The 21,050-nt window shown below is 57.4% G+C and carries 14 protein-coding genes; 9 read left to right on the forward strand and 5 right to left on the reverse strand.

Annotated features, from left to right (window positions below):
* The first annotated feature begins 11 nt into the window (after positions 1-11).
* A complete protein-coding gene (locus VGM18_15550) occupies positions 12-1,046 on the forward strand; it encodes a tetratricopeptide repeat protein (protein HEY3974417.1) in 1,035 nt (344 codons plus the stop codon).
* A gap of 48 nt (positions 1,047-1,094) precedes the next feature.
* Here VGM18_15550 and VGM18_15555 read toward each other — a convergent pair whose 3' ends face one another.
* Both VGM18_15555 and VGM18_15560 read right to left on the reverse strand, forming a co-directional pair.
* Positions 1,095-3,146, reverse strand: coding sequence for a sulfatase-like hydrolase/transferase (locus tag VGM18_15555; GenBank protein HEY3974418.1), 2,052 nt, complete (start codon positions 3,144-3,146; stop codon positions 1,095-1,097).
* Between the two features lie 141 nt (positions 3,147-3,287).
* Complete coding sequence (locus VGM18_15560; protein ID HEY3974419.1) at positions 3,288-5,234, reverse strand: sulfatase-like hydrolase/transferase; 1,947 nt, start codon at positions 5,232-5,234, stop codon at positions 3,288-3,290.
* 82 nt (positions 5,235-5,316) lie between these two features.
* Here VGM18_15560 and VGM18_15565 point away from each other — a divergent pair, with 82 nt between their 5' ends.
* Together VGM18_15565 and VGM18_15570 are read left to right on the forward strand one after the other, a co-directional pair.
* A complete protein-coding gene (locus tag VGM18_15565; GenBank protein ID HEY3974420.1) occupies positions 5,317-7,188 on the forward strand; it encodes a sulfatase-like hydrolase/transferase in 1,872 nt (623 codons plus the stop codon).
* Positions 7,189-7,511: 323 nt separating this feature from the next.
* A complete protein-coding gene (locus VGM18_15570) occupies positions 7,512-11,303 on the forward strand; it encodes an FG-GAP-like repeat-containing protein (GenBank protein HEY3974421.1) in 3,792 nt (1,263 codons plus the stop codon).
* Between the two features lie 7 nt (positions 11,304-11,310).
* Here VGM18_15570 and VGM18_15575 read toward each other — a convergent pair whose 3' ends face one another.
* The gene (locus tag VGM18_15575) at positions 11,311-12,420 is read right to left on the reverse strand and encodes a nucleoside hydrolase (GenBank protein ID HEY3974422.1); all 1,110 of its coding nucleotides are present in this window, start codon (positions 12,418-12,420) and stop codon (positions 11,311-11,313) included.
* A gap of 186 nt (positions 12,421-12,606) precedes the next feature.
* Here VGM18_15575 and VGM18_15580 point away from each other — a divergent pair, with 186 nt between their 5' ends.
* From VGM18_15580 to VGM18_15600, 5 genes are all read left to right on the forward strand, one after another.
* Positions 12,607-14,238, forward strand: a complete 1,632-nt coding sequence (locus tag VGM18_15580) for a tetratricopeptide repeat protein (protein HEY3974423.1) — start codon at positions 12,607-12,609, stop codon at positions 14,236-14,238.
* A gap of 244 nt (positions 14,239-14,482) precedes the next feature.
* Positions 14,483-14,761, forward strand: coding sequence for a DUF507 family protein (locus VGM18_15585; protein HEY3974424.1), 279 nt, complete (start codon positions 14,483-14,485; stop codon positions 14,759-14,761).
* Positions 14,758-15,033, forward strand: a complete 276-nt coding sequence (locus VGM18_15590; protein HEY3974425.1) for a DUF507 family protein — start codon at positions 14,758-14,760, stop codon at positions 15,031-15,033. The genes VGM18_15585 and VGM18_15590 overlap by 4 nt, the downstream gene beginning before the upstream one ends.
* A gap of 36 nt (positions 15,034-15,069) precedes the next feature.
* Positions 15,070-16,176 (forward strand): tRNA epoxyqueuosine(34) reductase QueG, encoded by a 1,107-nt coding sequence (gene queG / locus VGM18_15595; GenBank protein HEY3974426.1) that lies wholly within the window; start codon positions 15,070-15,072, stop codon positions 16,174-16,176.
* Positions 16,177-16,350: 174 nt separating this feature from the next.
* Positions 16,351-17,712: a hypothetical protein gene (locus tag VGM18_15600; protein ID HEY3974427.1), complete on the forward strand. Its 1,362-nt coding sequence runs from the start codon at positions 16,351-16,353 to the stop codon at positions 17,710-17,712.
* Positions 17,713-17,848: 136 nt separating this feature from the next.
* Here VGM18_15600 and VGM18_15605 read toward each other — a convergent pair whose 3' ends face one another.
* Complete coding sequence (locus tag VGM18_15605; GenBank protein HEY3974428.1) at positions 17,849-18,682, reverse strand: hypothetical protein; 834 nt, start codon at positions 18,680-18,682, stop codon at positions 17,849-17,851.
* A gap of 402 nt (positions 18,683-19,084) precedes the next feature.
* Here VGM18_15605 and VGM18_15610 point away from each other — a divergent pair, with 402 nt between their 5' ends.
* Complete coding sequence (locus VGM18_15610) at positions 19,085-19,984, forward strand: hypothetical protein (protein HEY3974429.1); 900 nt, start codon at positions 19,085-19,087, stop codon at positions 19,982-19,984.
* Between the two features lie 10 nt (positions 19,985-19,994).
* Here VGM18_15610 and ligD read toward each other — a convergent pair whose 3' ends face one another.
* A complete protein-coding gene (gene ligD / locus VGM18_15615; GenBank protein ID HEY3974430.1) occupies positions 19,995-20,978 on the reverse strand; it encodes a non-homologous end-joining DNA ligase in 984 nt (327 codons plus the stop codon).
* Positions 20,979-21,050 lie beyond the last annotated feature (72 nt).

The following is a 21,050-nucleotide window of genomic DNA, read 5'->3' on the forward strand; positions in this document are numbered from 1 at the left end:
CAGAGGTTGTTGTGAGTCGTCTAGGTCAGACACTCCATTTTGCGCTTGCGTCACTGCTCTTACTGTGCACTTGCCTCTCGCTGTGTGTTAACTCCCAAGCCCAAACCCAAGTGCTGGGCAATGTCGTGGGACACATCGCTGTGCTTCGGGGGGACTCGCCGCCGGAACGCATCCTGGTAACGCTTGAAGTCCGAGGCGCGCCGATGGACAGCGTGTACACCGATTCCTCCGGCACCTTCGGCTTCCACAACCTAGGCCCCGATCCGTATTACGTTGTCATCAATGACGATCATTACGACTCAATGCGGCGCTTGGTGGTGGTCGACGGGTCGATGCAGTCCCCGACGGTTTATTTGGAGATTACGCTGGTGCCGAAGCAGAAGGCCAAGGCTGATTCCGAGACCGGGGCGAAATCGAAAGGCTCTAATCCTGACATGATTGACGTTCGAGATTACGCCGACAAGTTTCCTAAGAAGGCGGTGAAGGAATTCGAGAAAGGGGTGAGCGCCGATGCGGAGGGCAAAGCCGATGACGCGATCCGGCACTATTTGAAGGCGATCGCAATCGCTCCCGAGTTTTATGTCGCCCATAACAACTTGGGATCGGATTATATGAGCAAGTCTGACTTCGCCGACGCGCGGCGGGAATTTGAGCAGGTGGTCAAACTCAATCAGAGCGATGCCAACGCGTATTTCAATCTCAGCAACGTGTGCATGCTGACCGGCGATATGGCCGAAGCGCAGCGATTTCTCGACGAGGGCTTGCGTCGCCAGCCGGATTCTGCCTTTGGTCAGTTCTTGTTGGGCACTTTGAACTTGCGGACAAAGAAGCCCGCGCTGGCGGAAATTGCTTTGCTCAGAGCTATTCAACTGGATCCCACCAAGGCGCAGTATCGTCTGCAATTGGTAAACCTTCTGCTGCAACAGGGCCGCAAAGATGCCGCCGCCGCGCAACTGCGCGAGCTGCTGACTACGCTGCCGGATAGTTCCTACGCAACGCAGGCGCGACAGGTGCTGCAAAAGCTTGACGCCAAGCCTACCTCGTAGAATGAAGGTTCTTCTACTGTCGGTTCACCCGCAGTCCCCACCCAGCCGCTATTGCCCGTGTTTCTTGATCAGTTCGCAAAGATCGGACTTTAATTCGCAGGCCTGCTTGTACTCAGCGGTCGCCAGAGTGTTTTCATGCAACCGTTCGTAGGCGAAGCCCAGGTTCAAGTGGGTCTGCGCCAGCTTAGGGTCGAGCGCCAGGGCCTGCTTGTAGCTCACCACCGCCTCGCGCAGCCGGCCGATCCGGCTATAGCAGATGCCCAGAGAATTGTAGAGGTTGGCTTCCTTAAGCCCAAGTTCCACCGCGCGCGAGAGATGCTTGGCAGCCTCGGAATAGTTTTCTTCCTGATATAGGAGTTGTCCCAAATCTCGCTGAAGAGGCGCGAAGCTGGGCTGAATTGAAACTGCTTTTTCATAGTCGGCGATGGCTTGCTTCTTGTCGGTGCGGGCATCGATGAATCCGAGTTGGTACCAGGCGCGGTAATTCTCAGGGTTATAGTCGATCGCCTTCTTTGACCATTGCCGGCCCTCATCCGTCTTCCCCAGAAAAATCAGAGCGCGCGCCAGGCCGAGCATGGCCTGATCAAAGTGAGGATTGAGATCGAGACACTTGCGTAGTTCGGTGGCAGCCTCGTCCCATTGTTGCTGCCCGAGCGCAGTCTCTCCCAGCACGAAGGGCACGACGTACAGTTCCGGATCTTTGTCGCGAACCTGTAGCAGCAGTGATTTTCCCTTGGCGACGTCCCCGGCGCGAAGAGCGTCTTCGGCTTCGAGAACCGAGTTGAACTCCCACAACTTGGTTTTGGGATCGGCCAGCGCGGCGAGGGCGTCGGCAGGCACCGGCGATCGGTAGGCCACATAGCCGAGCGCGCGCAATTTCTCGATCCCGTCCGCACTTAGCCCAGAGCTATTACCCGTCGTCGGTGTATAAGGTTTCTTACGCAGTTGCGTCTCCAACTTGTCTTTGAGAACGGCCACCGCTCCCGGCTGCTGTACTGCCACATTGTTATTCTCTTCGGGATCGACGCTGAGATCATAAAGTTCCGGCTGCGGTGCATCGATAAAGTGGAAACGGTTGGTTTCCAATGCATGCAGCGGACTCCACCCGAACGAACTAAAGGGATAAAAAGTTTCGCTGTAAGCTTCCGCGTCACCTGGAGGATCTTTTTGCAGAAGATCCCGGGAGGAGAACTGTTGCTCCACAGCGTCATGGATCCCCGATCCTCGCAGCAACGTCGGAGCGATAGCGGTGGTTTCCACTGGACGCGAGACTCGCCCCGGCCGAATCCCGCTACCGGCAGGCGGTTTGACGATTAGCGGCACGTGAATGGTGGAGTCGTAGATGAAGAATCCATGCTCGTGTTCGCCGTGCTCGCCCAGCGATTCTCCGTGGTCGCTGACAAATACAATCAAGCTCGAATCATAAAGCTGGTTGCGCTTGAGCCACGCCATCAAACGGCCGAGTTCGTGGTCAGCGTAGGCGATCTCTCCGTCATAAAGATGGCCTTGATACTGACTGTGAAAGGGCTCGGGGGGGTCGTACGGGCTATGTGGATCGTAAAGATGCAGCCAGAAGAAGAATGGCCGCTTCGGATTCTTCTTCAAGAATGCGAGCGCATGATCCACGCTCTCTCCTGCGCGGCGATCGACGAGTCCGAGATCTCGGTTGGCGAAAGCTTCGGCGGAGAAGGCGTCATCGTAGAAGGTAAAGCCGCGAGCTAATCCCCAGCTTCGATCCAACACAAAAGCGCTGACCACCGCGCCGGTGGCATAGCCGTTCTGCTGAAAGGCTTGTGCCACCGAGCGAAAGCGTGCGTCCAGAGGCTGCCCGGTGAAATCCTGCACGCCGTTCTGGAAGGGATACAGGCCAGTAAGGATGGCGGTGTGCGAAGGCCAGGTCAGGGGCACCTGCGAGATGGCGCGGTCGAAAACCACGCCATCATGCGCCAGGGCATCGAGAGTCGGAGTCTGAATGTTCTTTGCTCCGTAGCAACCCAGATGATCGGCGCGCACCGTGTCAACCGTAATCAGAATGACATTCGACGCGCGCCTTTTAGAGCCCGCCGCAGCCGCAAAAAAAAATTGCGCCAGCGCGAGCACAACGAGGAACGGTGTTAGGATTCGAGCGCAAACAGGAAAAGTCGCACGATTATCCGCCAATCGGACGCCCTCTCGAAATTGAGTCATCTCAGGTTTCCACAATCACTCTGTCCAAATGCGTTTCGTCCGCACCCCGCGATTTCATTGGGGATGCTGCGCCTTTCGCATCTCTTCATCGGCCTCCGCATTCATGCCTTTGGCAGCGAATGCCTTGGCCAGCGCCGCGTGGCTGCCCGGATCGCTTGGTTCAAGTTTAATGGCGTGGCGCAATTCGGCGACCGACTCGTCGACTTGACCCTGATAGAGCAACAACTCTCCTAAAGCTCGGTGAGCGGCAGGGTAGTCGGGATTAATGTTGATCGATTGGCGAAACGCCGCCGACGCTTCCGGAACCATCTCTTTCCTCAGGTATGCAGCGCCGAGGTTGTACGCTGCTGAAAAATTCGTGCGGTCCAACTCGAGCGCGCGCTTCAGCGTCTGAATCGCCTGATCGAAGTCGCCGGTTCGTGCGTAAGCGAGACCCAGATTGAAAACTGCGAGTTCATACTCGGGGCTCAGTTTCAGCACGTGCTGAAATTCGCCTACCGCGAGCCGAAATTCGCGCAGGCGGTAATAGTTCAGGCCCAGCAAATAATGGACCGGCACCGACTCCGGGTCGGTTTTGAGCGCGGCGGTCAACTTCTCCGTAGATGGTTGATATTCGCCATGCTGGCTCTCGGCGATCGCGTCTGATATGAGTTCGTAGGTGTCGATGCGGTCCTTCGGGTCCGCCAAGGAAGTGTCGCTCGCGGTTGACTTTCCCCCACCAGAGAAGCCGGCGTATCCCAAAGACTTCAGCCGCTCCATCAGCGCGGGATCAAGGCCCGTCTTCTCGGCCAACTCCTGGTCGGCGCTGAGTTGGTGAATCAGAGCGCTCAAGCGGGCCTGAAGTTCCTCGGCAACCGCCTTTTTGTCGGAATAAAGATTGTGAGTCTCCGCAGGATCCGTGCTCAGATCATAGAGTTCGGGCTTTGGGGCCTGAATGTATTGATACCTGTCAGTCTCGACCGACCGGAGTTCGCTCCAGTCGAAGTGGAGACGCGGCAAGAAAGTCTCGGCGTAGAGGCTGCGAACGTCCGCATCTTTTTTCGGCGACATCAAGGGCAGCAGATTGCGACCTTGAACCTGCGCGGGAATCTCAAATTTCGCTACCTGCAAGGCCGTCGGCATAAGGTCGGTCAGGCTGATTAGTTCTGGTACTACCCGCGGCGCGTCACTTCCCGGCAGATGGATGATAATAGGAACATGCAGCGTCGCGTTATAGATGAAAAATCCATGAGTCTTCTCGCCGTGCTCACCGAGGCTTTCGCCGTGATCCCCGGTTAGCACAATCAGCGTGTTCTCGTACAAACCCTTGTCCTTCAGAAAGGCGATTAGACGCCCGACCTGCGCATCGGCGAACGCGATTTCTCCATCGTAGGGCCGATCCTTGTACTGCTCGCTATATGGCGCCGGAGGCCGGTAGGGATAGTGCGGATCATAGAGGTGCATCCAGAGAAAGAAACTACTCTTATAGTTCTTACCGAGCCAATCCAGTGCGACATCGGCTACAACGTTTCCCGGGCGTTCCATCTCTTCCAAATTCGATTCTTGCAGGCGGTTGAAATCGAAGTGGTCGTAGTAAAAATCGAAACCTTTGTTCAGGCCGAAGCGCGAATCTAGAACGGCCGATCCAAGCACTGCGCCGGTTGCATATCCGTGTTGTTTCAGCACGAAAGCCAGGGTCGCTTGACTGGGATTTAGTTTATTGCCGCTGAAATCATGCATCCCGCTGAAGATGGGATAGGTTCCAGTGAAGATCGCGGTATGCGCCGGAAGCGTGACCGGTACCGGAGTGTAGGCGCGCTCAAAGCGCACGCTGTGCGCGGCCAGCGCGTCGATGTTTGGAGTGCGGATTTGCTTATATCCGTAGCAGCCCAGATGATCCGGCCGCAACGTATCGATGGTGATGAATACGATATTCGGCGGAGGCTTGACGGCCGCCCGCAGAGAAGGAACGAGAAGAAGGCCGGCTGTGCAAAGAAGCGAAAAAAGCCGGGAAGATGCCATGGGAAGTAGAAATTATACGCCAGAGCCGTCTTTACGGATCGCCCGACTGTCGTGGCTCTCAGTGTGCTAGTCTGATGCACTTGTGAGATGTTTTTCCTTTCCGATCGCGTTTTGCGTATTGGGGACGTTGAGTATCGCGGCCTCGGCTGCGCCTGCGAAGGCGCCACCGCCCGACATTCTTCTGATCACCATCGATACTCTCCGGGCGGACCACGTGCATTGCTACGGCTACAACCATGGCGCGACGCCTGCGTTGGACGCGTTGGCGAAAGACGGAGTCCGTTTCACTCAGGCGTTTACCGCCAGCCCGATCACGAATTCATCGCATGCCAGCATCCTCACGGGATTGCTTCCGGGCTCGCATGGAGTCACCGATTTTGGCGTGCCTTTAGCTGCCACGCACCCCACGGTGGCCGAGTTGCTGAAGCCGCGCGGGTACCATAGCGGCGCTTTCATCGGAGCGGTGATCCTCGATAGCAAAACCTTGGCCCCAGGATTCGATCGCGGATTCGATTTCTACGATAACTTTCCGGAACATTCTTCTACCAAATCACGCTGGGGGCGGCTCGAACGCCGCGGTATGGATGTGGTAGCGCACGCGGAAAAGTGGATGAGCGCGCACCCAGCGGGCCCGCACTTCATGTGGGTGCATCTGTACGATCCTCATGATCCTTACGAACCGCCGCCGCCGTATTCGCAGATTTACAAAACTCATCTGTACGACGGCGAAATCGCTTACGCCGATTCGGCGCTGGCTCACTTCGTTGCGTACCTGAAGACCGGTGGCAAGTATCGCAACGCCGCGATCGTCGTGGTTGGCGATCACGGCGAAGGCTTGGGAGAGCACCATGAGGAGACACATGGAATCTTCCTGTACGACTCTACGACCCATGTACCCCTAATCGTAAAGTTGCCTGGCGAAGTCAGCGCGGGCACCGTAGTCGCGGCGCAAGTCCGGACCGTGGATATCGTCCCGACGTTGCTGGAATTAGCTGGTGCTCCCGCCGCGGAGCGGCGAGATGGAGAGTCGTTGAAACCATACTTTGCCGGCAACAACGAAACGAATCGGCCCGCATTTGGGGAAACCGACTACCCTTTGCGTTTTGGCTGGGCGCCGCTAAGGTCGGTGCGGAGCGAAGGAAATAAGCTCATCGAGGCGCCACGGCCTGAGCTCTACGATCTAAAAAGCGATGCCGCCGAATTGAGCAACCAGTACGAGCCCGGCAATGCGCGCGTCGAAAAAATGCGTTCGATGTTGGCGGAAGTTCGCGCCCGAGAGGGACCACAGGACGCACCCGCAAATGCGCTGTCACTACCGGACCCGAAAGACAAGATCGAAGAGCAGAATCTGCTGCATGCTGCGATGCTCGCCGCGGAAGACGATCGCCCTGGCGATGCTCGCAAGGCACTAGAGACAGTACTCGGGCTTGATCCGAAATCGCCCACGGCATTGCGGCAACTGGGGGAATTGGAGTTGCACGCCGGAGATTATTCGCAAGCCGCACAACACTTGAAGAGCGCAATGGAGGTTCGTCCGGAAGACGCTACCGCTGCATTCTATGCCGGACAGGCATTGCAAAGGGTTCACGACGCGGCAGGCGCGCGAGACGCGCTCGAGGCCAGTCTAAAATTGACGCCCGGGCAGTTTCCGGCGCGTGTGCTGCTCGGCCAAGTATATCTAAACTTAAAGGATGCCAAAGCCGCCGAAGATCAGTTCGAAGCGGCGTTGCTGCTTCAGTCGAACAGCGCGGAAGCGCAGATTGGGCTCGCCGATGCGCAGCTATCCGAAGGAAAATTCGCAGAGGCGGCGCAAGCGCTGGAAACGTTGTCGAAGGCCCAGCCGAAGAATGCTGCCGTGTTCGAATCGCTGGCGAAGGCCTATTCCAGCCTAGGCAAAAAAGCGGAAGCGCAACAGGCAGAGCGGCGCGCCGCGCTTCTGCGCGGCAACAAGTAATCGTTAGAGGTAGTCTTCATATGCTCGTACTGGGGCGAATCAGCCGGCAGCGCGCGGCACTCCATCGCAACTGCTTCGCTGATCCGAAGCGCTCGATCCGCTGCCTTGACCTGTCCCAATGCGAATGTTAGCTTCGATTTCACGCGTAGTCCTCGAGGAAAATCAGCCTGCCGCAGAGAAGAACCCCTCCTCAGTTCGGCGATCTTCAGTTCGGCGATCCAGCCGCACATCGCCCCATTGATTTGCGCCGGCGCGACTTTCTCGCGCGCTTTTGTCAGAGCGCTGGAACATTCCTGATTCCTGCGAATCTCTGGGCAAGCGGGTTGGCAAGTTTTTCATCGTTATCGTCATCGTCATTACCGCCGTCATCACTAACGCCGTCGGAAGCTGAAGCCGAGTTTCATCTACGCCCTCACTATCGAAGCGAGCGGCCGCTCGATGCCACGCTGCTCAAAGTTCAAGCCGGCCTCGACGAGTTCATCACCGAAAACAAAGTAGATCAGATTGCGGCGGTTCTGGCGGAGTGGAGCACGAGCTTGTTGCAGTCTCCGCGCCAGGCGCAGGCAGTTGCGAAAGCACTTGCCGCCGATTTCTCAGGTGCATCGCTTCGGCCCCAGGAGTCGCAGTTGGTGCGTTCCAGCGCCGGGCTTCAGGTTCGCCGGAACAAGTTCGCGAGTCAACTCGCGCTCGATCGCGGAACGTTTCTTCGAGAATGGCTGGCCATGCTGAGTGAATTTTCCGGTATCGTGACTGCCGAATTTCAAATTACTGGAATCGATGCCTCTCCCGCGCAGTCCGCCGGGCAATGGAAGACGCAAGTACGTTATGAGATTGTGGGCGCCGGGTCGGGTTTCTACCGCGAGCAGCGAGTGGGCGACTGGGAATTGATATGGGAAACGTCCACCTCTGGAGGTTTCCTTCTCCGAAGTTGGCGGACACTCGATGAAACGCAGGCCCGCTCCAACGCGCCCGTGTATCTGGACATCCTCTTTCCTGCGCTCGGTCATAACTCTTCCTACGCGGCCCAACTGCTGCATGGCACTGACTACTGGCGCACGGTGCTCGACGGCGCATGCGGCATCGACATCTACGGTCACAACGGCGTCTCGGTGGCCGATGTCGACAATGATGGCTTCGACGATTTCTACATTTGTCAGCCTGCGGGACTGCCGAATCGCCTCTATCGCAACCGTGGCGACGGTACGTTCGATGACATTACCGAATCTTCGGGTCTCGGCATCCTGGAAAATACGTCCTGCGCTCTCTTCGCCGATTTCACGAACCACGGCCATCAGGATGCGGTTATCGTCCGCTCCAGTGGGCCGCTGTTATTTGTGAATGAAGGTGGCGGCAAGTTTCGTCAAAAAGCGGACGCTTTTCAATTCGCGAATCCACCGCAGGGAGCCTTCACTGGAGCAGCCGCTGCCGACTATGATCGCGATGGATGGCTCGACGTCTACTTTTGCCTTTACGCCTACTACCAGGGAGCTGGGCAGTATAGATATCCGTCTCCCTATCACGACGCCGAGAACGGTCCGCCTAACTTTTTGATGCGCAATAACCGAGACGGCACTTTTCGAGACGCTACCGAAACGTCAGGATTGAATCAGAAAAACACGCGCTACAGCTTCTGCTGCGGATGGAGCGACTACGATGGCGATGGCTGGCCGGACCTCTACGTGGTGAATGATTTTGGGCGTAAGAATCTCTACCACAACCAGGGCGACGGCACGTTCACCGATGTTAGTGCGGGGTTGGACGCCGAAGATGTTGGGGCGGGAATGAGCGTCTGCTGGTTCGACTACGACAACGACAGTGCTCAAGATCTCTACGTCGGCAATATGTGGACCGCTGCCGGGGAGCGCATCTCGAGGCAGCAGATATTTAAGAAGGACTCGCCCAGGGAAGTTCGAGCCCTTTATCGGAAACATGCGATGGGGAATTCGCTGCTTCGCAATAAGTTCGGGAGCGGCGGCGCGGCGTTCGGGGATACGACGACCGCTGCGGGCGTCGGAATGGGCCGCTGGGCGTGGTCCAGCGACGCGGTTGATTTTGACCATGATGGTTTCCCGGACATTTACATTGCGAACGGGATGGTCACTGGTCCGGCGCCTTCGGATTCTGCGAGTCGGGTTTCGACGTGTGAAGACCTCGACAGTTTTTTCTGGCGGCAGGTAGTGTCGCGCTCGCCCGATGAAGCCCGCGCCGCCCCGGAATACGAGCAGGGATGGAACGCGATTAATGAATTGATTCGCGCGGACAACACCTGGAGCGGCAGCGAGCGAAATGTGTTCTACGCGAACAACCGGGATGGCACATTTTCGGACGTTTCCGCGGCGGTTGGCCTGGACTTCGTGGAAGACGGTCGATCGTTCGCTCTCGCCGATTTTGATCACGATGGTCGGCAGGAAATATTTCTGAAGAATCGAACCGCTCCGCAGTTGCGGCTGCTCAAGAACGTAATCGAGGAATTGCCGCCGTCGATCGCGTTCCGGTTGCAAGGAACGAAGAGTAACCGCGACGGCATCGGTGCCCGCGTCACGATTGAAACTGGCTCGGGCCGCCAGACTCGCATGCTGCAAGCCGGGTCCGGCTTTCTTTCCCAGCACAGTAAGGATATTTTCTTCGGGCTAGGCGATGCGAAAGGTCCGGTGCGCGCATCGATTCACTGGCCCAGCGGACTTGTGCAGCCAGTACACGATCTTCCGGTCAACCACCGAATCTGGGTCAAGGAAGGCGCGGAACCTTCGCGGATGGAGCTATTCACGCCGCAGGCGAACAAGCATCGACTGCCGGAGGATGGTCCGGCAAAGGTCGAAGTCCTTCCCAGCCAAGTTGAAACCTGGCTTCTTGCGCCAGTCCGCGCTCCAGATTTTTCGCTCCCGGATCGATCGGGGAAGGTCTGCCAACTTTCCGCCGCGCGCGGCAGCGTGACCCTGCTTAACTTCTGGAGCGCGACGTCGTCCAATCCGCGGGAAGAACTGGCACAGCTTCAGAAATTGTATGCCGATTGGCGTAACCAAGGTCTGCAATTGATGTTGCTCGACGCCGATATCTTGTCTGCGGCGGATCTTCCCGGTCTATTCCAATCCCTGACGTTTCCGTTCCTGCGCGCGTCGGACGATGTCGCCGCAATCTACAACATTCTGTACCGCCAGTTATTCGATCGTCACCGCGATCTGAGCCTTCCAACTTCATTTCTGATCGATCGCGAGGGCGACATCGTCAAGGTGTATCAGGGGCCAGTCGATTCCGGGCACTTAATACACGACATTCAGAATATCCCCCGCACCGACGAGGAGCGATTGGCGGTGGGGTTGCCGTTTCCGAGCATGCAGTACACTCTGGAATTTGGCCGGAACTATCTTTCTTATGGCGCGATGTATTATCAACGCGGGTATCTCGATCAAGCCGCAATCGCGTTCCAGCAAGCCCTGCGGGACGATCCTTCGAGCGCCGAAGCCTTGTACGGCATTGGCAGCGTCTATTTGAATCAAAACCAAAACGCCGCAGCGCGGGAGATCTTCGAGCGAGTCGTGAAGCTGCGCGCCAATTATCCTGACACCGCGCCCGACGCCTGGAACAATCTTGGCGTCATTGCCACGCGTGAGGGACGCATGGACGATTCGATTCCAAGTTTTCTGAAAGCGCTGCGCCTCAACCCGCGTCATCTGCTCGCTCTCGACAATCTGGGCAACGCATACCGGCAGCAGAAGCGGTGGGAAGATGCCCGCAAGATTCTGGAACGCGCTATCGAGGTCGCTGCCCAGGATCCAGAGGCGAACTACAGCCTGGGGATGGTATTTGCACAAACTGGCGACAATGAAAAAGCTTACGGTTATTTGCAGCGTGCGCTAAAGGCGCGCCCGGTTTATCCCGAAGCGTTAAACAACCTGGGAATTCTATTTCTCGTGACCGAGCGGCACGATCAAGCGGTGGAGAGCTTCTGGCAATCCATCCGCGTGGCTCCGTCATTCGACCAGGCGTACCTGAATCTTGCGCGACTTTATGCCGCGGAAGGCGCGCGGGACAAGGCTCGCAGCGTTCTGCTCGATCTGCTTCAGCAACATCCCGATCACGCGCAAGCCAAGCAAATGCTCGAACAATTGCAATAAAACAAACTTACGGCTTCGGCGTCGGAGCGGCAAGCAAATCGACGAACATCTTGTAGAACTTTTCCGGATCCAGATCCACCTGGATCTCGACGGGCTGTCCCGTGATCTTCACTTTATCCTGGGGCTTGTCTTGCTCAGTCCAACTTAGCGTGGAGCCATAACCAGCGCCGCGGCTGAGGTCCATATCCAGATAGCGGGAGTCCTTCGCGGTAATCAGGGTGGGATCGAGCCACGCCAAGGCCGCGAGTTCGTCCCATAGGTAGTTATATTTGCCATATAGACGCGAGTACGAGCCGACATAACGAGCAGCGGGGGAGCTGGCAGCCTTGACCCGGTCGAGCAAGTCTTGCGTGAGCCGCGTCTTTACGGAAATGTCCACAGTGGTGGCAACAATTTTCTTCCAGGGCGCCGTCAGCACGATGTGTGCCGCCTCCGGATCGAACCACAGATTGAATTCGTGGCGGGGCGTGTTGGCGAACTCCGGATCCTCCGTCTTCGGGTTCAGACTTCCGCCCATAAATACCAACTCTTTGGCCAGGGTCGCGAATTCCGGATCGATCGTGATGGCGAGCGCAAGGTTGGTCATGGGGCCGCCTTCGTAAATCGTGATCTCGTGCGGATACTTTCGGACCATGCGCACCAGAAAGTGCGCCGCGTCTTCGGCAGCCGATTTTGTTGCAGGCTTACCCTCCGGCATATCTCCCAACTCGTCCGGCGGATGATAGCGCCGCGGAGTCCACGCGCCCACCCACGGCACGGTGCCATATTGCTGCTGCCACAATTCTGTCTCTTCTTTCCGGCGCACTAGCGGATATTCAGCGCCCGCCAGTACCGGGATGTCGGTGCGCCCAACGATCTCAAGCATGCGCAGAGTATGCGCGACTTCTTCTTTCAGCCAGGCATCTCCCGTCACCACCGTGATGCCCATAACGTCAGTCTGCGGAGATTGCACCAGCAGCAGGATCGACTGCTGATCCGTTCCTCCCGGGCCCGCCGCATCCTGATCGACGATGATCTTGCGCTTTCCCAAGGCTTGCTGACCCCAGGCAGCGCTGCATATCAACAACAACAGTGCACCCGTTATCCAGCGCGCCAGTCTCTTGCTGAACCCGCTCATCTCGTCCCTCTCCCCATCAGCTCTTTAATGAGCACAAAGCCTTGCATTCTATTTTGTGGGACGCTGCTTTAGCCAGCGATATCTTGGCAATATGTCCTCGGAAACCGTTTTTCCGAGCAACTCCAGGTTGCGAGCCGCGGGCCAGGCGGATAGAATGCCGACGAGGCGCCAGACTCGTATATCCTGATGGTATCGTCACAACCGCCTCTGCTCATGGGCTGTTCCAGCGCAGTTTCACATCAGTTCAAGGTTGCCGACGTTATCCGCCGCGTTTCCGCGCTCATTATTCTCAGTTTCCTCTTCCCGGCCCTGCACGCCCAGGAAGCGGCTTCCCTGCGCGGCGCCGTTCGCGACTCCTCTGGGACGCCGGTCGCTGGGGCGAACGTTGAGCTGCGCGCGAAGGATGCAACCGAGGCCCAAACGGTGCGCGCTGATGGCCAAGGCCACTTCACTTTTTCTGCGATGCACGGCGGGGTCTACACTTTGCGCGCCACTATGCCGGGATATAGCGATGCGGGAATCGCATCGCTCTTCTTCGCTCCTCACGAAGTTAAGACAGTGGACCTGACGCTGCTTGGGGGAAACATCCCCGCGTTCTTTGAAAAACCACAATTCACTGTCTCGGGAGTCACGGACACGACAAATCTCGGTGGTCACGGCTCCGGCCCTCTCAAGCGAACCCGGGATGCGCTTGCGAAAGAGACTTTTTCCCTGGGCAACTCCTCGCCCAATTCCGAGCCTGCATCCGAGACCGAAAAATCATTACGTGCAAACCTGGAACGCAATCCAACCAGCTTCGAGTTGAATCATCTCCTCGGAAAGGTGCTGCTCGAGAGCGGCAAGGCCCGCGAGGGCATACCGTATCTGGAACGTGCCACCCAACTCGCGCCCAGCGGCAACGAAACGGTTTATGAGAACGCCTACGACTTGGCTCGAGCCAATCTGCAAGCGGGCGATTACGCGCGTGCCCGCGATAGCGCACAATCGTTGCTGGCGCATTCCGACCAGGCTGCACTCCACCATTTACTTGCCGATGCTGACGAGAAGCTGGGGAATTCTCTCGATGCGGTGCGCGAGTATCAGCGCGCCGCCGACCTTGGTGCCAGCGAGGCTTACGTGTTTGATTGGGGCTCCGAACTTCTACTGCACCACGCCCCCGAACCTGCTGCGGAGGTCTTTAGCCGAGGCAACCGCCTGTTTCCTCGTTCCACTCGCATGCTGGTTGGCTGGGCAACGGCGTTGTTTGCGGGCGGATCGCTGGAAGAGGCGGTCGAGCGAATCTCTGAAGCCTCTGACTTGAACCCGAACGACTCGACTCCTTACAGGTTCATGGGCGCCATGCAAAGTTCGACGCGCATTCCGTCGGAGAAGATTGTCGAAAGGTTGCACCGCTTCGTCACGCTTGAGCCCGACAACGCGGAGGCGAACTATCATTACGCGGCCGTCCTCTGGAAACTGCGGAAGCCGGGGGACGCGGCCAGTGTGACGCCGGTGGAATCGTTTCTAAAAAAGGCGATTCTCCTCGATTCCGGTTTCGCCGCTGCCTACCTCCAGTTGGGCATTCTCCATTTCGAACAAAAGAATTACACGCAAGCGGTTTCCGATTACCAGCACGCCATCAAGGCGGACCCAGAGAGACAGCTCGAAGAGCCGCATTATCGCCTGGCCCAGGCTTACCGGCATCTTGGGGACAACGCCAAGGCTGCCGCGGAGATTCAGATCTACGATCAGATCGTCAAAGAATCGGCCCAGCAAGCGGAACGCGAGCGCCATGAAATCCCCCAATTCGTTTACGCTCTGCGCGACCCATCGCCATAGCTCTAGTAGAGGGGGCCGGACGCCTCATCCGCCCGCGGAGCGTAAACTCCGCGGCGTTTAATGTTCGCAAGCGCATCTTTGCACGCCATCGTCGCGATGGAGGTCGGCGTTCCGCGTTGCGCGCTCCGCACGCGACCCGTACGAGGGCGTCCGGGGCTCACACCGCTGCGAGTTCTCTTTCTATTGTGTTACACTTTTTGATTCATACCAATAAACAGTCGCACGCAGGACGCCCAATCCACAGATGCTTTTCTCCAAAGAGTATGTGGGCTATCTGGCCCGCGAAGTCACAAAGAAATTGATCGCTGGCAAGTTCATCGAGACTTCGGCGGTCCCCGCCGTCTCCGAGCGGGTGAACGCAGCTTTGGTCGACGAGTTGTCGCTCGAGGACCGCATCAATGACGAGGTGCGCGTGATCCTGGAAGCCTACGCCGACGAGATGAACAAGACTGGCGCCAACTACCAGGAAATGTTCCGCAAAGTGAAAACCGAGTTAGTGCGCAAATACAAGGCGGTGCTGTGAGAATCAGCCGCGACAAAGTGAACGTACTTGCTCGCGCGGTTTCCGATGTCCTCAAGCAGATGGACGAGGTCGAGTTCATCGAAGACCCCAACACCATCCGCCAGGAAACACGGAAGATTCTCGAAGAACTGCTCAACCAGGAGGCGCGCATCGACGTCGCCGCCCGCCAGAAAATCGAGAGCCAGAAGCGCACCATCCTTGAAGGCTCACAGGAGTGGGACATCCTCTACCGGAAGTACTACAACGAGGAAGTGAAGAAGCTCGGCGTGTAGTCGTTCCGTTCCGTCCCCTCTGCCGCGAGGTGATCGATGGCAAATTCCATCACCGAGATTAAAGCCGTTCTCCAGCGCGCCTCCCAGTCCGCCGGCTTCGACCTTTGCGGCATCGCTCCCGCCACCGACGCTCCTGACTTGAGTCATTTTCCCGAATGGATTGCGGCAGGCCGGGCCGGCGAAATGAAATATCTGGAAGCGCGCGACGATCATGGTGAGCTTAAGCGCTCATCGCTCGCCCGGGTCGTACCCTGGGCGCGGAGTGTGGTCGTCTGTGTTATCAACTACAACACTGCGCACCCGTACTCAACCCAGGTCCACGACTCCGCTCGCGGATGGATTTCTCGTTACGCCTGGAGCCGCGAAGATTATCACGATGCGGTCCTCCGCCGACTGAAGCGGGTGGAAGCCGCGCTACACGAAGCTGCGGGCGGGGATGCTCTCACGACTCGCAGCTACGTCGACACCGGGCCCATCGTCGAGCGCGTCTTCGCGAAATACGCGGGCGTGGGCTGGATCGGCAAGAACACCTGCATCATCAATCAGAAAAAAGGTTCGTGGCTTTTCCTCGGCGTGATTCTTACATCGCTGGAGTTAACGCCTGACTTGCCCACCCCCGACCGGTGCGGCACCTGCACCCGCTGCATCGACGCCTGTCCAACCGATGCGATCGTCGCTCCTTATCAACTTGATTCCAACAAATGCATCTCCTATCTCACGATCGAGAAACGGGGATCGATCCCGGAGGAATTGCGTGCCGGCATGGGCCATCACGTATTCGGTTGCGACATTTGCCAGGACGTCTGCCCGTGGAACCGCAAAGCTCCGGCAACGACTGCTCAGGAATTCGAAGCCCGCCCCGGACTCGTAAACCCTGCTCTTGCCTGGCTAGCCGAAATATCCGAAGAGGAATTCCGCACTAATTTCCGCGGATCGCCTATTCGGCGGGCGAAGCGCACGGGGATTCGCCGTAACGCGGTGATTGCCATGGGGAACAGCCGAAATCGAGAATTTCTGCCTCTGCTGAATCAACTGGCCTCCGACGACGACCAAACCGTTGCTGAAGGCGCTCGCTGGGCAAAAGGTCGAATAATGGAAGCGACGGAAACCGGACCTCTGCCGCAATCGGTCCCCGCAATTTGAAGTATGATTCGCCCTGTCTTCGCTACGTACCATCTTTTCCCTACAGGAAATTCTTTGCCCTCCCGTAACTGGTTTTGTGGATAAAGCGGCAACTAAACTCTGCCTAAGGGGTTCTTAATAGGCAGGTTAGTTCGTAAGTCTGAAGTGTATATGATTTCCCACCACATCCGAACAATGCGGCGCGCTTGTGGGAAGCTAGTGGTGGTGGTTTTGGCCTGTGCCTCCTTTGCCTGCGCCTCGGCCACGCTCCTTCTCGAGGAGCCATACGGCCACATGGGATTCTTCACCGCGACTGGTCATGCTGCCGTATATCTCTCTGGGGTTTGCGCTGAAACGCCGGTGGTGCTGCGCCACTGTGCGCCGGGAGAGACCGGAGTCGTGCTCAGCCGGTACGACGGCGTCGGAGGGTACGACTGGGTTGCCATCCCTCTAGTCCCCTACTTATATGCCGTTGAGCGGCCGGAAGACGTGCCACTGTTTGCCGACGCGAAGATGACATTGTTCCTGCGCGATCGCTATCGCCGCAAATATCTGGAAGACATCGCTCCCGACGCGAAAGATGGCAAGACTCCAGGCGGCAACTGGTACCAACTTGTCGGCTCCTCCTATGACCGCACCATTTATGGCTTCGAGATCCAAACTACTTCGAAGCAAGACGATGCGCTGATTCGCCATTACAATTCGAACCCCAATGAGTCTCATTTTCATCTCGTCTGGAATAATTGCGCCGACTTTGCCAAACATGTCCTGAATTTTTATTACCCCAAGTCTCTGCATCGCAGCCTGGTTGCCGATCTCGGCATGACTACTCCCAAGCAAATGGCTAAAATGCTGATTCGGTTTAGCGACCGGCATCCCCAGCTGCAATCTTCCCGGCTCATCATTTCGCAGGTGCCCGGCAGCATGCCGCGCAGTTCCTCGGTGCATGGGATCGTCGAGTCTTTCTTTACCTCTAAGAAATACATCGTGCCCAGCGTCGTGGCCAGCCCCATCTTTGCGGGTTGCGTGGCTGCCGTTTACGTTGGCACGGGCGCTCGACGTTTCGAGCCGGCTCGCAACGCTATGGTATTCGTTGTAGGGGACGAGCCGCAGCCACCCCTGGACCGCGAAGATCGCCGCGCCTATCAGCTTCAACTAAAGCATTTTCTCGCGGGCGCTTATCCCGAGAGGAGAAACAAGGCTGACAAGATATGGGAGAGGTTGCAATCGAAGGCCCAGACCGGCGTCGACGAACAGGGCAGCCCCATGCTTCAATTGCATGTTGGAGACAGCTTCGTGCAAATCGGCGCGGCTGCCAATAATGTCTTGAGCGGGCACGCTCCTCCAGAGCTTGAGCGCCAGCTTCTCATGGCTCGCCTCCAGTCGGAATTGCGGGGCCGATCCACGAGAGGGCTAACCGAAACCGATGTCGCGCGCGATTGGGATCTGCTTCAAAAGGCGATGGGCGAGTCCGAGCCGCCTTCCAGACAAGGGCGTCCGGAGTTACAACGCCCGGCGCTTCAACACGCGGGGAATGTTAGCGGCAACCAGCCTTAACCTGCGGTTGAGCCACCAAGGAAAAAAATAAGAAGGCCGGCCTCACCCGGTACAGCCCTTCTTTGATCTCGTAGATGGTTTGAAGCAAGATCGTTTTGAGTCTGGATCCTTTTGATTCAAGGTCGCCCATTCCAAATCATTGCTCTTGCTGATCCGGCTGAGGTCGTGGCGGCATACCGGCGCCCGGGATGGGCGGTTGGCCAGGCGGTTGGTTCTGTTGCAGCTGCAACTGCCGCTGTTGCATCTCCTGAAGCATTTCCTGCGGCGTCTTCACTCCGGGCTGATCGGTGGCAGGAGGCTGGGCTTGTTCTGCCTCTTGCGCCGCCTGGTCTGCTTCCTGGTCCGCGTTGTTATCTTCCGTGGCTTCGGCCTCATTTGCCTCTGGGCCCGGCTCCTGTTGCCCCGATACCGGACTAGCCGGCACGACTCCAAGCTGCTGCTGTTCCGCGAGCGATGGGCCCGCCGGGGGCACGACATCCGATCCCGTCTTGGCCACCAGCACCACGCGGGTCAGCAGCCCCTCATTTTCAGGGGAGCCGAGTAGAACGTAGTTGAAGCGCGATCCATTCAGCAATTCGGCAACGACTTCCCGCGCCGGTCCTGGTCCCAGATGAGTCACTACTCGCTCGGGCGCCGACGGTATTTCGATGTCCGCCCCAGTCTGTTTGCGAACCGCTCGCAAAATGTCGGCCAGGGTTGAGTTCGGGGCGACAATGGTTAACTTAGAATCTTGATAGCTCACCTGCGGCGCGACCGGCGCGATCTTATCCAGCGGAACCTGGTTCTGCAGCGGTCCGGTAGGTCCCGAGGGCAAAGGAGGAGGTGGCGGCGCTGTCTTTTTCGCTTTATGCTGCGTTGTCGCCGCGCTGGCCGGGGCGACGCCCCCAAGGCACACTACGGCGACGCACAGGACTAAGCCGCAGGCAATCATGCCTTTAGCAGCCATCTTGAGTTTCGATCCCGTGCTCATACAAATCCTCCCATAAACCAATATTAGTAACTGTATATTAGTAACGAAACGCCGCCGCACCTTCGGAATCTTAGCACCTGCCCCGAACGAGCCCGGCAGACCCAGCAGCATGCGCTAAGTAAGAACGTCTTAAGATTACTCCCTTGCATGATTTAGATGCTATGGCACCAAGCGGCGAACAGGTCCAACTCGATTGCAGTCAACCATTTCCGCACACAGAAAATCTTATAGAGAGTGCAGGAAAGTAAGCGTAAACTGGGCTGGCCTGCCAACCTCATGAAAGTAAAGGCGGATTTGACAATGGCATCCCTCGGCCTTGCTACGCTTCGCTGGATTCTGTTACTCGTTCTGGCATTCTCGCCTTTGAGCCTTCTTGCCCAGAGCTGCCAAACGTCGGGTGAAATGGACGAAGCTACTCGCGGAGCGATCACCGCGGCCGGCCAGCGCTATTTTGCCATGATTGCCAAGGGCGACTCGGCATCCCTGAAGCAACACGCCATCCCTAGCCTAGCCGCCGATTTTTCCGGAATCGAGACCACAATCAAAGATCATCAGCAGGATCTTGTCGGGGCGCAGGGCACGGTGAAGTCTATATTTCTGCTCGATGGCTCAACGCCGGTGCCTCACGCAGAGTTCTTTTGCGGAGTCTTTGGCAAGAACGGCCAGACCCCAGACAGCGCCGCATTCTATCTTGACAATCTGCCTGCCGGCAAATACGGCGCGGTTCTTCTGGATGCGGCGTCTGCGAAAGGCAAAATCATGGTTTCTCTGATTCTTCAACAGGAAGGCACGGACTGGAAGTTAGGCGGGCTTTACATTAAGGCCGCTGCCGTGGCGGGGCACGATAGCGACTGGTTTCAGGCGCGAGCACGCGAATACAAAGCCAAGGGTCAGGCCCATAACGCTTATTTTTATTATGAGGAGGCGCGCAGCCTGATTTCTCCTTTGAACTTCATGAGCACCATGGCCACCGATAAACTTTTTGACGAATCGCAGAGTGGCCAGCCCGCCGATGTGCCTGCCGCCGGCAAGACCGTCGATCTGGCGACTGGAGCCGCCACCTATAAGCTCACCGCCGAGTTCCCCGAGATGGTGGGCAACGATCTGGATTTGATCGTGAAATACCAGGCTGCGGACATTTCCAATACGACTCTGACCTACCAGAACAACGTAGCTGTCATCAAAGCCGTGGTCGCGAAGTATCCAGAATTGCGCGGGGCTTTTGCGGCCGTGGTCGCCCGTGCCGTCGATCCCGCGGGCCACGAATATGGCACACTGCTGGCCATGAAAGATGTGAAGTGAGAAGCAGTTTTCAGCTGTCAGCTCTCAGTTCTTCTATTAAGCATTCTTTAGGACTCTTATCATCTCTTAAACCGAGAAACACCGGGGCTCGAAGCTTTGGTCCGCTTCCTGCGCTCGTACCCTCAGTCCACTCGGCGAACTCAATCTCCGCCACCAATTCCGGCTTCACCCAAAATACCTTTCGCAAAGCCTCAACTTCTCCAAAGAATGGATTCTTCTTGGTCTCCAACTTTTTCAGTACCGCCGAGATCTCCGCCAACGATTTCTGATTGAAACCGCTGCCTGCTTGTCCTACATGAATCAGGCGCCCTTGCTTGTCATAGAGGCCGAGGACGATAGAACCGAAATGTGCGCGACTGCCTTCCGGTTCAGTGTATCCGCCGATTACACACTCGATCCTGTGCCGGATTTTTATCTTGAGCCAGTCTCGGCTGCGGCGTTCTTCATACGGACACTCCCGCTTCTTGGCCACAATGCCTTCCAGCCCGTTGTGCTGCGCCAGCTTAAACAGGGCCCTGCCAGATTGCGCGTGGTGGTCGGAATAGCGAACGCTGTCGCCCGTCGTCAGCAGCGACTCCAATTTGTTCTTACGCTTCTCCAACGGCACGCGCCGCCAGTCGTAGCCGTCGAGATACAGCAGATCGAAGGCGTAATAAAGAACCGTCACATCGGCGTTTCCCCCCATGCGACGGCCGCCAGGACGAAAACCGGTCCGCTGCTGGATCAGACTGAACGAGGCCCTGCCGTTCTCATCGAGGGCGACCACTTCGCCGTCCAGAATGGCCGTCTTCGCCTTGACGAGATGCGCCATGTCCTTTAACTCCGGATAGCGCGGCGTCAGATCATTCTGGTTCCGTGACACCAGCCGGACTTTGCCATCCGTGATAAACGCAATGGCGCGATATCCGTCCCATTTGATCTCAAACACCCACTCGGGTCCATCGAACGGCTCGCCGATTGATTCCGCCAGCATCGGATGGATCTTCGCGGGCATAGGCCGCTTCACGGGTTCGGATGGACTCAACGCAGAGGGCGCGGAGGACGTAGAGGATTTTGCAGAATTTGC

The organism is Candidatus Sulfotelmatobacter sp. (assembly GCA_036500765.1).
Classification (GTDB): Bacteria; Acidobacteriota; Terriglobia; order Terriglobales; family Acidobacteriaceae; genus Sulfotelmatobacter.

Bases quoted from the DNA above. Each gene is read 5' to 3' on its own strand.
- VGM18_15560 (HEY3974419.1), bottom strand. From the start codon at position 5,234: ATGGCATCTTCCCGGCTTTTTTCGCTTCTTTGCACAGCCGGCCTTCTT.
- VGM18_15575 (HEY3974422.1), bottom strand. From the start codon at position 12,420: ATGAGCGGGTTCAGCAAGAGACTGGCGCGCTGGATAACGGGTGCACTG.
- VGM18_15580 (HEY3974423.1), top strand. From the start codon at position 12,607: ATGGTATCGTCACAACCGCCTCTGCTCATGGGCTGTTCCAGCGCAGTT.
- VGM18_15585 (HEY3974424.1), top strand. From the start codon at position 14,483: ATGCTTTTCTCCAAAGAGTATGTGGGCTATCTGGCCCGCGAAGTCACA.
- queG (HEY3974426.1), top strand. From the start codon at position 15,070: ATGGCAAATTCCATCACCGAGATTAAAGCCGTTCTCCAGCGCGCCTCC.
- VGM18_15600 (HEY3974427.1), top strand. From the start codon at position 16,351: ATGCGGCGCGCTTGTGGGAAGCTAGTGGTGGTGGTTTTGGCCTGTGCC.
- VGM18_15605 (HEY3974428.1), bottom strand. From the start codon at position 18,682: ATGAGCACGGGATCGAAACTCAAGATGGCTGCTAAAGGCATGATTGCC.
- VGM18_15610 (HEY3974429.1), top strand. From the start codon at position 19,085: ATGGACGAAGCTACTCGCGGAGCGATCACCGCGGCCGGCCAGCGCTAT.
- ligD (HEY3974430.1), bottom strand. From the start codon at position 20,978: ATGCCCGCGAAGATCCATCCGATGCTGGCGGAATCAATCGGCGAGCCG.